The sequence below is a fragment of the Paenibacillus sp. FSL H8-0260 genome, assembly GCF_045040625.1.
Classification (GTDB): Bacteria; Bacillota; Bacilli; order Paenibacillales; family Paenibacillaceae; genus Paenibacillus_AQ; species Paenibacillus_AQ odorifer.
Genome location: NZ_CP150298.1, coordinates 4620098 through 4633922, shown reverse-complemented (window position 1 = coordinate 4633922; position 13825 = coordinate 4620098). Strand labels below are relative to the sequence as shown.

Here is a 13825-nt window from a genome sequence, read left to right as displayed (position 1 = left end):
TTACGCCTCCCAGCGACCCAGGATACCACATGGCAGGTTCATGCCGGAGGAGGTGATCGGAAGACCAATTTCGCCGGAGGTAAGTTTTCCGCCATAACGTTTGCCCATGGTCATGGACAACATGTTGCGCAGTACAGTTGGAGAAATTCCAGTGGTGTAGGAATTAATGAGCGTGAACAATGGGTTGTCGCTCATAATCTCCATACAGCTCTCAAGGAAAGGGTACAAGCTTGATTCAAGCTTCCACATTTCTCCACCAGGTCCTCTTCCGTAAGAAGGAGGGTCCATAATAATCGCGTCATATTTGCTGCCGCGGCGTTGTTCACGTTGTACGAACTTGAATACATCATCCGTGATAAAGCGGACTGGACGTTCTCCAAGACCAGACAGCTGAACGTTTTCTTTCGCCCACTGCACCATACCTTTGGCTGCATCCACGTGAACGACAGACGCACCGGCACTCGCCGCTGCCACAGTAGCTCCACCTGTGTAAGCAAAAAGATTCAGCACTGAAATTGGACGGTTAGCCGCTGCAATCTTGTCCATCATCCAGCTCCAGTTGGCTGCTTGTTCCGGGAATAGTCCTGTATGCTTGAAGTTTGTAGGACGTAAGTGGAATTTTAATTTACCATAGCTAATCTTCCAATCGTCCGGAATGGTTTTTTTCATTTCCCATTGTCCGCCACCAGCGGAGGAACGGTGATAATGTCCGTGCACATCACGCCATTTAGCGGTCTCATTATTTAGAGGCCAAATAATCTGTGGATCAGGACGACGCAAGATAATATCGCCCCAGCGTTCGAGCTTCTCTCCACCGCCTGTATCAATTACTTCATAGTCTTTCCAATCGCTCGCTATATACATGATTTAATCCATCCTTCAAAAAAATTCATTTAGCCTTTATTGTACAACATTTCACCTGATTGCTACAAACAAATTACACCTCAACCAGCTTCACCAATAATTTTGTCCAATGCTAATGAAGTGTATAATATTCCCATGCTTATGCGGCTATTCAACTGGTGCTGCAAGACTTGATTGTGTATGATCAGATAGTAGAGTTCTTACCCTATTTACGATCGGAGAACTAAAGCTATGTTCAATCTCTCACCGCTGTATTTCCCTATAACTGCAAAACCCAACCACACTAGTGAGTTTCTGCCCAGCCATGCCTTGCAGCCGTTTATTCGCTGTTTTTGGGGTTCTGTAGATGTGGAGTCTATACAACAACCTGAGACGGAGACAATAATTCCGGACACCTGTATGGATATTATTTGGGATTTGGATAGAGAATCAGGCAATACAAACACTTTTTTCTCCGGCATCAATGACACTCCATTTGAAGTCTCTTCAGACAGAAAGCCAGGGGGGAGTTCAACCTTTGGTATCCGGTTTCAGTTCTGGGCGGTTCATTTTTTTGCAGATGATCATCTGCGGAATGTCTTGAATGCACATGTCGATGTAGAACAATATTTTGGCACTTTTAAAAAAGAGCTTGGTCATCTATTGGAGAAAGTAAACTCGATGGACGAAAGGATTGCAGCCGCTGAAGCCTATCTGCTTCGTCGTCTTGAGCGTAGAGGGCGGACTAACGATCGGATGATGAACGCAGTCTATACTATGGTTAAACAAAAAGGGATTGTGACCGCAGAGGATTTGGAGACCAGTTCTAATTTAAGCAGACGACAACTTGAACGGCTTTTTCAAGAATATATAGGTGTATCGCCCAAAAAAACAGCAGATCTCGTGCGGTTTCAGAATGTATGGCGGGAGATGTGTCATTTACCTGGGCAGACAAAGAATATGCAGGATCTTATTTTCGCGTATGGTTACAGTCACCAGTCCCATTTTATCAATAATTTCAAAAAATATGCAGGAAGAACCCCACTTGAAGCCTTGGTCTATGCAGGCCGAAGAATGTCGTAATTTTGCAATACAAAGCGTGTCAACCTTGTTAGACTAAACCCAAGTAAGAAATGAGACATATTATGAGAATGAGAGGGGACAAGTTATGATTTCGTCTTTTGAAGGGACTAACATTTACACTAAAGATACTGAGGTGTCAGCTAAATTTTATACGGAGGTACTAGGAATTCCTATGCCTTTCGAAGGTTACGGTAATTTCGACGGGGCAAAGATTGGTTTTGATAAGAAGCAGCCGGGAATTATTATTTGGGATGCTGCAAAATGGGAAAATCTTACGACAGGTTTTGTTAATTTAGTATTCGGCTGTGATAATCTGGATGAGACATACGAGCAGTTGAAAGCTAAGGGACTGGATTGTCAGCCACCTGTTACGATGGAATATGGCGGTAAAGAAATGAATTTTCGTGATCCTGATGGGAATCACATAACCTTGCTGGAAGGTGCTTATTAAGCTTCTTTTTAAGAAAAATGAGACGGAGCGCAAACCTCAACCGTGTGTAATAACGGGGAGTTTGCGTTTTTTTAACTTTATTTATTGACAATGATAATCATTATCAAATAGAATGAGGTGAAGCGTATATGATTTAAATTTAAGGTGTTAGTAGGGGAGGAACAGGAGTTTATGGCTAAAGTGCTTGTGGCATATGCTAGTTTAACTGGCAACACTGAGGAAATGGCTGAATTGATTGTAGAAGGAATACGCCAAGCAGGCGGTGAGGCTGTTTTGAAGTCGGTCACTGAATGTAATGCGATTGAGATAAAATCATATGAAGGCGTTCTGCTAGGGGCATACACTTGGGGAGACGGAGAGTTGCCGGATGAAGCTCTTGATTTCTATGAGGAGATGGATGAACTTGATTTGACTGCTATGAAGTCAGCAGTTTTTGGTAGTGGAGATACAGGCTACGCCATTTATTGTGGGGCAGTGGATGTTATCGAGGAGAAGCTAAAGGAGCGTGGAGCAGTCATTTTGCAAGATAGCCTAAAGATTGAGTATGGCCCTAATGCTGCCGAAAAAGAAGCCTGCCGTCAATTCGGACGTCAATTCATCGAAGCCTGTATGGCGGTAACCTAAGATGGGTGGGCCAGTGGGAAGTTGGTTTAACAAGCCAAGGGATGTACATAGCCCTCCGTATAAACGGCTGCACGATTATCGCATGGAGCATATTATGCTGGGCGGGACTGAGAATTTAGCTAGCGGAGCTCCAGCGACGGGGCTCCCACGCTGGCGCCAGCAGGTTCAATATGCTGTGGGGCATACACTTAATGACTTCTATAGTCTGTTGCCGGAAGTGCGAAGAGAGACACCTATACAATTTCTGTTAGAGCGCCGGTGGCCTCCTAGGGGAGATGCTTTTCCCTCCCTTTTGCAATATTGGGATATCAAAACGAGTGTAGCTGATGAGCTTATGCGTATCGTTTCAAGCAATCATCTACAGGAGATTCCAGTGATGTTATATGAACAGTGGCATGTCCCAGTTCCAGCGCTGAATTTGGAGTTATCGATGATTACGCAGCTGGCTTGGAACTCTTCAAAAAGTGGCCGAAGCGTGAACATTCAGAAATTTATGGTTAATGGCAATGAGGATATCATCACTGGATTTATGCATATGGCCAATGTTTTTTGCCATCATGCTTATGGTGAGCCAGCGGAGACCGTGGAAGTTTTCTCGCTGCTGGATGGACGTAAATACTGCTTTGATGGAGAGGCAATCTCGCTTATGGAGTCACTGGATTATGTGCGTCTGTTATCCGTATTTCTTGAGCGTGAAGTGTTAGCTGACGGTTCCTTAAGCTGCAGCGATCGTAGAAATGAGAGAGGCGAAGCGGATTATTTACTATAATAAATAGACCTCCTTATCTGCAGGTTAGAACACCAGCAAGTAAGGAGGTCTTATTGTGACTGCTTTATTAAAATCTCAAGAGTAGGTCTGGGGATTAGCCGATATATCGGTAATAATCCTGTTTATTCTGAATGACAAAGCCGCAGCTCTCATACAGCTTAAGTGCATTGGGATTATCCAGTGCGACCTCCAGATTTACACCATTATAATTTTTGCGCTCTCGTTCGATGGTCTGAAGAAGGGCGCTGCGGCCAATGCCAAGCCCACGTAGCTTTTTGTCGACTGTAAATCCATAGATCCAGGATTCATTATCTTCAGTCCACACCCGCATCTTCCCAACAGGCCTGCCGTCCATCTCGATCATAATATTCTCTTGCATACCTTCCTGTTTGTGCAACTCATACTGCTCTGCAGCATCTTCTGTCTTCATATCAAAACCTCCACAATCCAGTTCGACCAGAATGTGTGCCTCTTCTTCACGAGCTGGCCGTAAGACGACAGTCCCTGTTGCTGAGCTGACATCAGATGACACCATGGAATTGCCATCCCATTTCATTTGATATTCAGCGTGATTGAACTGCAGAGGCAAGGTTTGCAGGAAAGCAGTTCCAGATGAAGAAGCGGCGGGTGCATTTAGAAGAAGAGTAGAGACTTTATTGCGGTTGATTATGGTTTGTGCTCGGTTCCACAGAGAGGTGAAGATTCCGCGTCGACGGTAGCCTGGCCGAACCATGCCACAGACCTCCATATCGCTTCCAAAACCATAGAGTCCCAAGAAACCAACCAGTAATTCGTCCTCATAAGTCACGAGCCATTCCGTATCACCTGCGCTTGATGGCTGGCGGAGCATATCCCAATTCAGTTTTAATGAGATTCCTTCATATTGCTCACAGCGTTGTTGTAATTCCTCAATATTCTTAAAAGTGTCGGCAGTCGTCAAACCCGTTTCCCCCTAAAGTGTATTTGAACTATTATAAGTTCGCATAGTTACTAAAAAAGCTTCGCGGAAACGGGAGCAGGTTTTAAGCTCTCCCGCCAGTATTCCCGCTCAGCACGTCTTTGTACTCCGGGTGCTTCTCGAATTGATGCGCAGCATAGGAGCACACGGGTACAATTTTTAAATTCTCATTCCGAGCCTTGTCCACAACAGCACGTACAAGCTCTTGTCCAGTACCTTGACCGCGCAGTTCTTCGGAGACACGGGTGTGGTCAATGACTAATTCCCCGGCTTCTTTATCCAAACTGTATGTGATTTCGGCAAGGTCCTTACCGTCATTAGCAACAAAAAAACGTCCGTTTTCATTTTGAATTTGCATCTTATGGCTTCACTCCTAATTAGTTATTGCCTATATTTTACTACCATGAATTGCAAAAAGCGAGGAGCGAACCAGATTGATTGTTCGTCGGGTTGAATGTTGTTTTCCTTGTTACCCGAGGATCGCTGCACTGCATTTTTGTTCATGTGGGCAACATGGCTATAGCAGAATATGAGCAAGTGAGAGTTAACTAACCTCGAGTATTTGTTTTGGTAAGCTGGGAACGGTGGAAGTCTGGAAGTCTGGAAGTCTGGAATGATGGGAACGCTGGGAATGCTGGGAACGCTGGGAACGCTGAACGCTGGGAACGCTGGGAACGCTGGGAACGCTGGGAACGCTGGGAACGCTGGGAACGCTGGGAACGCTGGGAACGCTGGGAACGCTGGAACCCCCGGAACCCCGGAACCCCGGAACCCCGGAACCATGGAACCCCCGAACCCCGAACCCTCTGTCCTAATCCTCTGCGGAATCTAACGGACCCAATTGACGCTATTTGCACATTTTTAGTCATTTGAGTAAAGTTTCGGACCCCAGTGCAGCTATTCCTTTGGAATAGGCACGAAATAGGCATTTATAGTGTCAATAGCGCCCATGGAGTCCGATCGCACGTAAAAAAGAGGATAATACTGCGAATAAGGTCAACTGTTTCCGATAGGTGTCCAATATCGTAGGATCCCAATCCGTCGCAGAAGCTTACGGACCAGAGTCCTAATCCCCCGCTGATGCTTATGGACCAGAGTCCTGATTTCCCCACTGATGTTTACGGACCCAGCAGACGCTATTTGCACATTTTTAGTCATTTGAGCAAAGTTTCGGACCCCAGTGCAGATATTCCATTGGAATAGGCGCGAAATAGGCATTTTTAATGCCCATAGCGCTTATGGAGTCCGATAACATGCTGAAAATGGGATAATACTGCGAATAAGGTCAACTGTGTCCGATAGGTGTCCAATATCGTAGGATCCCAATCCGTCGCAGAAGCTTACGGTCCAGAGTCTTAATTCCCCACTGATGCTTAGGGACCCAGCAGACGCTATTCGCACATATTTAGCCTTTTGAGCAAAGTTTCGGACCCCAGTGCAGCTATTCCTTTAGAATAGGCACGAAATAGGCCTATTTTATGCCCATAGCGCCTATGGAGTCCGATAGCATGCTGAAAAGAGGATAATACTGCAAATAAGGTCAACTGTGTCCGATGGAAGAGTATCCTAATCTCCCGCAGGAGCTTACGGACCCAATAGACGTTATTTGCACAAGGTCAACTGACCGATGGAACAAAATCCTAAACCTCCGTAGAACCTCTCGGACCCAGCAGACGCTATTAGCACATATTTAGCCTTTTGAGTAAAGTTTCGGACCCCAGTGCAGCTATTCCTTTAGAATAGGCGCGAAATAGGCATTTTTAATGCCCATAGCGCCTATGGAGTCCGATCGCACACAAAAAAGGGGATAATACTGCGAATAAGGTCAATTGTGTCCGATAGCGCAGAGTCCTGATCTCCCGCTGAAGCCTGCGGACCCAGCAGACGCCATTAGCACAAGCTCAGTTGTGTCCGATAGCGTCCACGCTAACGGAAATGACAGCTAAACCAGCGTGCAATGCAGAGAATTCGGTGCTGAAATAGCAGCTAATGAATTTTTATGCACTCCCGTTTATAGAGTAGCTTGCGTATTCTCAGGATAATACAATAAGATTAAGAGAATATCTCACTACTGAAAAGAACCGCTAGCAGGAGGAATCATTGTGGAATACAAGGTTGAGGTTGAATTTGGATCGATTTATGAATTGTTGAACAGCTTACATACTTATCTCTGCAAAAAATCCTATAAGAAGATTGATTTAGGGGTAGCGTGGGCTAATGAAATTGAAAGCACGCTCAGTGAAGAGCTGTTATCCCGTCTGAAAGAAACCGAACTAAACAATGAGTGGAAAATGTTGAATCTGCTCATTTACTGTTGTCCATTTAAAGATGATGTAGACAGTGTGTTGAACTGGATTGAAGGGTTATCGGTTGGCGAGTTATACGAGACCTTATCAAAGTATGTAAAGGTATTTCCAAGCCATATGGAGGATTACCGTAACCGCGTAGTATTTTTACTCTCCGAGTGGAACCGCCAGTACTTTAGCCAATGCAATCCTGCGATTTTGAGCAAACTACAGCAGCATGCGGATTCCAAGAACATGGAGCTTAATGGACTGGACACTGCGGATTTCGTGAACAAGACGACCAACGGATTTTACTTCATGCCTACGGATGGGCTTAAGAAGCTCGTACTGATTCCACAGTATCATTTTCAGCCTGCTAATATCATTTATTGCTACGGTGAATTAACGATCTGCCATTATGCGGCGTGGATATCGATGGAGAATGAGGAAATCTCCCCTTTTATGTACAGAGCGATCCGTAGTCTGAGTGAAAAAAGCCGGCTAAAAATCCTCCAAGCCCTTAGTGGTGGCCGTAAAACGTTTACCGAAATTGTTAAGCATGCGGGGATCTCGAAGGGGATTGTGCATGATCATATTTTTAATCTTCGTTGTGCAGGTTTGCTTCATGCCTATATTGAAGGGGAGAATGTCACCGGATACAGTCTGCGTCTCGAAGGTATTCATCGGATGAATGAGCAGCTATTCGAGTATTTGAAATAATGATTTTGAAAAAATATAACCGCCTGAAAGCTAGAACTTCTCTTTTACAGAGAGGGTTTTGGCTTTTTTTATTTGTTTTATTTATCACCCAATTCTGTTTATGGAGAATTTTTTTTAAGTTCTCTCTTTACAGAACTAGAAAACCTTTCTATAATGAAAATCAGATGTTATTCATACTTAACGGGTAGGAATTATAGTTATTATTCTATTCAGAGAGAAAAGGGAGATAGGTACATGAGAAAAAATGCGATTGTAATCACTTCATTACTGCTTACGGGGTCACTGTTACTTTCTGCTTGCGCTAACAACAGTACTAACGAATCCTCATCCGCAAACAATGCGGCTGCAGGCTCCAATTCAACCAATGTGGAAGCAACCACTGCACCAGAGATTGTTCCTGCGGGTGCTCTAAGCGAACCTTTTACTGCCACGGATTTATCCAAACTTCCAGCGGTGGCCCAGAAACGTACAGATACCATTATCGTCGGGCTTACGGACCCAAGCGGAGCGTTCACTCCTTATTTTCAACAAAGTGGTTATGATGGCAATGTCTCTTCACTGCTATACGCTTCTCTCGTAACTGTTGATGACAAAGGCGTTCCAACGCCGGAGCTTGCGGAGAGCTGGGATGTTTCGGATGATCAGCTTACATACACGTTCCACTTGAGAAAAGATTTGAAATTCAGCGACGGTTCACCGTTAACAGCGGATGATGTGGCATTTACATGGACGATCCAATACGACAAATCGTATGACGGTAGCTCCCAGCTTCCATCGTTAAATGTTAAAGGCGGCAAAGCCTATAAGGAAGGTACTTCCCCTACAGTTGAGGGCATTAAAGTAATTGATCCACAGACGATCTCAGCAACCCTTGAGCAACCAAACGCAACAGCGCTGGTACAGCTCGGCTCGAACGTACTGTCGAAAGCTTACTATGGCAAGGACTATAAAATTGGAAATCTTGAATACATTAAAAAGCTGCATGAGAAGCCGCTTGGCGATGGACCTTACAAGCTGGAGAAATTTATTCCAGGTCAAGAAGTTCGTTTTGTAGCGAATGAAAATTATTTCAAAGGTAAACCAAAGACGGAGCATTTCATCTACAAAACTACGGAAGGCGACGTATGGCAGTTCGTAGAAACTGGTGAAGTGGACTACGCTTCCTTTAGTGCGACAGACGAGAATATCGAGAAGCTGAAAGCACTCGGTTTTGTGAATATTATTCCTTACACTCCAAGCACCTATGGTTACTTGCAAGTTAACCTGAAGCATGAGCAGCTCAAGGATAAGCTTGTACGTCAAGCTATTGTGTACGGTTTGGATCGTCAGAGTATTTATGTGGATGCAGCGCAAGGTGCAGGGTCTATTGCCAACATCCCGGCATCGCCGATTTCCTGGTCTTACACTGAGGAAGGTATTAATCCTTACAAATATGATCCGGAAAAAGCAAAACAATTACTCGATGAAGCTGGCTGGACGGTAGGCGCGGGGGGTATCCGTGAAAAAGATGGCAAACCGCTGTCCATCCATTACCTCGGTTCGAAGAGTAAAAACACAGATATTTTCATCGCTGTAGCTAAAGAGAATTTTGAAGCGTTGGGTATCGAATTCCAGCCTGAGGTTTTCGCAGACTTTAACTCACTGGTATCGAAAGTAGAAGGTGGGGACTACGATCTCGTATCCTTCTCCACAAGCATGTTGACTGATCCGTCTGACGGGTTCATGCAATTCTTCGATGGAGAAATCACGGATTATGACAATCCGAAATTCCTGGAGCTGTACAACAAAGCCTTGGCCACTACTGATATTGAGGCGCGCAAAGCGGTATATAAAGAGCTGTATCAGCTTTTCAATGATGAACTGCCTATTATTTTTACAAGTTATAAAAAGACAGTATACGCCTATAACGGACGTATTGAGAATCTATCGGTCAGCCCGTTCATCGGTCTTGCTGGCAGTCTTCCAACTTGGAGCCTGAAATAAATAAACCAGTGTCCCCTGCCCTGACTGGATTCAAGGGCAGGGGACGAATCATAAGGAGTCTGTCATGAGCGCTTATTTATCGAAAAGACTGTTGTACATGGTCATCATCTTATTTGCGGCATCATTATTGATCTTCTGTCTGTATGCTTCAACTCCCGGTGACTTCATAACCGGAAATATTAAATTGACCGCTGAACGCAAAGCTGAGCTGCGTGAAATCTACGGCTTAAACAAGCCTGTGCTTGAACGGTATGGGATCTGGATGAAGAATGCGCTGCATGGTGATTTCGGGTATTCCTTAGCCCAACAAAAGCCTGTGCTGCAGCTTTTTAATGATTATATTTGGAATTCCTTTCTGCTGGCTGCCGTATCTACGTTTCTGACGTGGGTGATTGCGGTCATTATTGGCGTCATCTCTGCCTATAAGCAGTATTCATGGTTCGATACACTCGTGATGATCGCTATATTCGCAGCAATGTCGCTGCCGTCATTTTTTATAGGTTTATTCCTGATCAAAATCCTGGCCGTCGATCTTAAGTGGCTGCCTCCAGGTGGAATAATCACCACGGGTAGTAATGCTACGGGTTTGGCTTACTTTAAGGAGATCGTAATGCATATGACCCTTCCGGTTGTGGTTATGACCCTTCTTGGATTAGGTTCGCTCACCCGTTATTTCCGCAGTAATATGATCGATGTCTTAAAACAGGATTATATCCGTACGGCACGCGCCAAAGGCCTGAAAGAACGCAAGGTGCTCTTTACACACGCCTTACGTAATGCCTTGCTGCCCGCAATTACACTGGTTGGTTTTGAGCTTCCGGCACTATTTGGCGGATCACTTATTATTGAGAAAATATTCAATTGGCCTGGGATTGGCCAACTGTATATGCAGTCCTTCGGACTAAGGGATTATCCTTTACTGATGGGCTTTACGATGTTTATTGCCATACTTACCGTCATAGGAACGTTGCTTTCGGATGTTTTGTACCGGATTGCCGATCCTAGAGTTCGGCTATAGAGAGGAGGAAGCTGACGTGGCAGTTCAAAGTAATGTAGCTGGGATCGCGAAGCCGCAGACCACCAAAGGAAAATCCTCTTTATTCCGGCAATCTATGCGGAGGTTGCTGAAGAACAAGCTGGCGGTATCCGGATTTGTGGTGGTGATCTTTATGTTTGCGCTTTGTTTTATTGGTCCGCTGTTCTCACCCTATACGGATAACAAAATTAATATGGCCATGATGAACAAGGCACCCAATATGAAGCATTGGCTGGGCACCGATGCACTGGGCAGAGATATTCTGACCCGGGTAATGCAGGCGGGGCGCATTTCACTGACCGTGGGACTAGCATCAATGGTTCTTTCGGTGTTTATCGGTGCTCTTCTGGGGGCTATTGCTGGGTATTACCGCGGTATTGCTGATCAAATCATAATGCGGATTGCGGATCTTCTGTTGACGGTTCCGAGTCTGCCACTGCTCTTTATTTTTGGTGCGTTATTATCGGAGTGGAAGATTCCAACGGATTATCGGATGTATATCGTTATGCTGATGCTTAGTATTGTTAGCTGGCCGGGTATGGCACGTATGGTACGGGGGCAAATGCTTAGTCTGCGTGAACGTGAGTTTATGCAGGCGGCGGTAGTATTAGGCCTCCGTGACCGGCGTAAATTATTTAATCATTTGCTGCCGAATATCGTTCCGTTGCTGATCGTTATGGCTACCCTTAACATCGGTGGTGCTATATTGAGTGAATCGGTTCTTAGCTTTTTTGGACTAGGTGTTATGCCGCCAACTCCAACCTGGGGCAATATGATTGATGCTGCGAATAATATGATCGACTTTCAGGATCGGCCGTGGCTGTGGATTCCACCAGGGTTATCGATTTTTGCGACAGTGATCGCGATCAATATCTTTGGGGACGGACTCCGGGACGTGCTTGATCCTAAACAGAAGAGGTAGGTGACCCTCAGATGAGTGATTTAATGAATATAGACGGTCTAAGTACATACTTCTTCACGGAAGAAGGAAAAGTGAAAGCCGTTGATGATGTAAGCTTCCGTGTTCGCGAGGGAGAGACGGTATGTATCGTTGGAGAATCAGGCTGCGGCAAAAGCGTGACCGCGATGTCCATCATGGGGCTTGTTGAGGAACCCGGGGGCAAGGTAGCCCAAGGGAAAATTGATTTTCAGGGTGAAGATTTGTTGAAAATGGACAAAAACACACTGCGGACCATCCGCGGGAATGAGATCGCGATGATCTTTCAGGAGCCCATGTCCTCCCTTAATCCTGTAATCAAGATCGGTGAGCAAATCATGGAGCCGCTGATTGTACATCTAAAGATGAACAAGAAACAGGCGCGTATCCGGGCGATTGAACTGATTAAGCAGGTAGGCATATCACGACCAGAGCAAATTGCTGATAGTTACCCGCATGAATTAAGTGGAGGTATGCTGCAGCGGATTATGATTGCTATTGCCATTGCCTGCAGTCCAAAGCTATTGATTGCTGATGAACCGACTACGGCGCTGGATGTAACGATTCAAGCGCAAATTCTGGATATGCTGCGTGAAATTAAAGATAGCTCGGGCATGTCCATTCTACTAATCACCCATGATCTTGGCGTAGTGGCAGAGATGGCCGATTATGTGATGGTTATGTATTCCGGAAAGATTGTGGAGGAGGGTGAAGTTGTTGAATTGTTCAACAACCCCAAACATCCCTATACAAAAGGGCTGCTCAAATCGAAGCCGGTAATCAATCAGCGACAGGATGAGCTGTATTCCATACCAGGTCAAGTGCCAAATCCGCTTGAGCTGGTGCCCTCTTGTTATTTTCATGACCGCTGTGAGCATTGCATGCCTGTATGTGTCAGCCAGCAGCCCCAGCTTAAAGAGGTGGCCAGCAGACAAAAGGTAGCTTGCTGGTTGTATGAGGAGGCGGTTGATCATGCCTGAAGCACTGCTTGAGGTCAATCATTTAAAGAAATATTTCCCTGTTACTAAGGGGCTGCTTAACCGAACCGTTGGGCATGTAAAGGCTGTTGACGATATTAGCATCACACTTCAACCTGGGGAGACGTTTGGGCTTGTAGGGGAATCTGGGAGCGGCAAAAGTACAGTCGGACGGACGATTTTACGGCTAACGGATAAAACGGCAGGTGAGATCAAGTTCAAAGGGATAGACATTCACTCCCTGTCGCCCGCTGAATTGCGCAATATTAGACCCCAAATGCAGTTGATCTTCCAAGATCCTTATAGCTCACTTAACCCACGGGTTCGTATAGGTGATGCCATTGGTGAAGCTTTACTGGATCATGGTTTATGCTCAAGGTCCGAGGTGCGAGATCTGGTGCTTGAAGCGCTAGCGGCTTGCGGGTTATCTTCTTATCATATTGATCGCTTTCCGCATGAATTCTCCGGGGGGCAGCGGCAGCGGATCGGGATCGCCCGTGCGCTTGTTTTGAATCCTGAGCTGATCATTGCAGACGAACCAGTTTCAGCACTGGATGTTTCCATCCAAGCACAGATTATTAATTTATTCAGTAAGCTCCAGCAGAGTCGAGGGTTAACGTATTTGTTTATCTCCCATGACTTGAGTGTTGTGGAGCATTTGTGTTCAAGAATCGGTGTCATGTACCTGGGCTCTATGATGGAGACGGCTTCAAGAGATGAACTGTTTAAGAATCCGCTCCACCCGTATACCAAAGCGCTGCTGTCGGCTGTTCCGATTCCTATTCCAAAGCTGAAAAGGGAAAGAATTGTACTTAAGGGAGATATTCCGAGTCCGGTAAACCCGCCTTCTGGCTGTAAATTCCATACCCGTTGTCCCTTTGCGCAAGAGGTTTGCAGATCTGAAATCCCGGTATTTCGTGATGTTGGCAGTAACCATTTTGTAGCTTGTCATTTAGTTTAATAGTTGTCACAAATATAGCAATGATTTACTCCTAAGACATGAATAATTAATGTTGAATTGTATAATAATACAATTTGACCTTATTTTTGCCTGGGCTCAAAAGTCGTGAGAGGTTTCAAAGCCAGGTCAATGGGGTAATTAGAGAGTGGTTAGGTTAGGCGTACATATCTAATCGGTCTAGTATAAAATCCCTACTTA

At 45.3% G+C, this 13825-nt stretch carries 14 protein-coding genes and 1 pseudogene; 11 read left to right on the top strand and 4 right to left on the bottom strand.

What is annotated here, in order from left to right:
- Nucleotides 1-864, bottom strand: coding sequence for a class I SAM-dependent methyltransferase (locus MHI51_RS20650; RefSeq protein ID WP_076219227.1), 864 nt, complete (start codon nt 862-864; stop codon nt 1-3).
- 231 nt (nt 865-1095) lie between these two features.
- On the opposite strand from MHI51_RS20650, the gene MHI51_RS20645 reads away from it, so the two are divergent.
- From MHI51_RS20645 to MHI51_RS20630, 4 genes are all read left to right on the top strand, one after another.
- Entirely contained in the window at nt 1096-1926 is an 831-nt protein-coding gene (locus MHI51_RS20645; protein ID WP_076219228.1) for a helix-turn-helix domain-containing protein, read from the top strand.
- Between the two features lie 85 nt (nt 1927-2011).
- Entirely contained in the window at nt 2012-2377 is a 366-nt protein-coding gene (locus MHI51_RS20640) for a VOC family protein (protein WP_076219229.1), read from the top strand.
- Nucleotides 2378-2548: 171 nt separating this feature from the next.
- Nucleotides 2549-3001, top strand: a complete 453-nt coding sequence (locus tag MHI51_RS20635; RefSeq protein WP_076134641.1) for a flavodoxin — start codon at nt 2549-2551, stop codon at nt 2999-3001.
- Between the two features lies 1 nt (nt 3002).
- Nucleotides 3003-3770: a hypothetical protein gene (locus MHI51_RS20630; RefSeq protein WP_405173234.1), complete on the top strand. Its 768-nt coding sequence runs from the start codon at nt 3003-3005 to the stop codon at nt 3768-3770.
- 94 nt (nt 3771-3864) lie between these two features.
- Here the strand turns inward: MHI51_RS20630 and MHI51_RS20625 are convergent, their stop codons facing one another.
- Entirely contained in the window at nt 3865-4710 is an 846-nt protein-coding gene (locus MHI51_RS20625) for a GNAT family N-acetyltransferase (RefSeq protein ID WP_076219232.1), read from the bottom strand.
- Between the two features lie 82 nt (nt 4711-4792).
- Nucleotides 4793-5086 (bottom strand): GNAT family N-acetyltransferase, encoded by a 294-nt coding sequence (locus tag MHI51_RS20620; protein ID WP_076134638.1) that lies wholly within the window; start codon nt 5084-5086, stop codon nt 4793-4795.
- Nucleotides 5087-5295: 209 nt separating this feature from the next.
- Here MHI51_RS20620 and MHI51_RS20615 point away from each other — a divergent pair, with 209 nt between their 5' ends.
- Both MHI51_RS20615 and MHI51_RS20610 read left to right on the top strand, forming a co-directional pair.
- On the top strand, nt 5296-5601 hold the full coding sequence (locus MHI51_RS20615) for a hypothetical protein (protein WP_405173233.1): 306 nt from the start codon (nt 5296-5298) through the stop codon (nt 5599-5601).
- Nucleotides 5602-6830: 1229 nt separating this feature from the next.
- On the top strand, nt 6831-7733 hold the full coding sequence (locus MHI51_RS20610; protein WP_076278176.1) for a helix-turn-helix transcriptional regulator: 903 nt from the start codon (nt 6831-6833) through the stop codon (nt 7731-7733).
- Nucleotides 7734-8244: 511 nt separating this feature from the next.
- On the opposite strand, the gene MHI51_RS20605 is transcribed toward MHI51_RS20610, so the two are convergent.
- On the bottom strand, nt 8245-8337 hold the full coding sequence (locus tag MHI51_RS20605) for a hypothetical protein (RefSeq protein ID WP_367946831.1): 93 nt from the start codon (nt 8335-8337) through the stop codon (nt 8245-8247).
- 8 nt (nt 8338-8345) lie between these two features.
- On the opposite strand from MHI51_RS20605, the pseudogene MHI51_RS20600 reads away from it, so the two are divergent.
- The 5 genes and pseudogenes from MHI51_RS20600 to MHI51_RS20580 form a co-directional block, all read left to right on the top strand.
- A pseudogene (locus tag MHI51_RS20600) lies at nt 8346-9716 on the top strand (ABC transporter substrate-binding protein); the annotation flags it as partial.
- A 64-nt stretch (nt 9717-9780) separates the two neighbouring features.
- Nucleotides 9781-10734 carry an ABC transporter permease gene (locus tag MHI51_RS20595; protein WP_036685739.1) on the top strand — a complete coding sequence of 318 codons (954 nt, stop codon included), beginning with the start codon at nt 9781-9783 and terminating at the stop codon, nt 10732-10734.
- Nucleotides 10735-10750: 16 nt separating this feature from the next.
- Nucleotides 10751-11674: an oligopeptide ABC transporter permease gene (gene opp4C / locus MHI51_RS20590; protein WP_036685740.1), complete on the top strand. Its 924-nt coding sequence runs from the start codon at nt 10751-10753 to the stop codon at nt 11672-11674.
- Nucleotides 11675-11685: 11 nt separating this feature from the next.
- A complete protein-coding gene (locus MHI51_RS20585; RefSeq protein WP_405173232.1) occupies nt 11686-12669 on the top strand; it encodes an ABC transporter ATP-binding protein in 984 nt (327 codons plus the stop codon).
- Nucleotides 12662-13627, top strand: a complete 966-nt coding sequence (locus MHI51_RS20580) for an ABC transporter ATP-binding protein (RefSeq protein WP_036685744.1) — start codon at nt 12662-12664, stop codon at nt 13625-13627. Before MHI51_RS20585 ends, MHI51_RS20580 begins: the two co-directional genes overlap by 8 nt.
- The last annotated feature ends 198 nt before the right edge of the window (nt 13628-13825 follow it).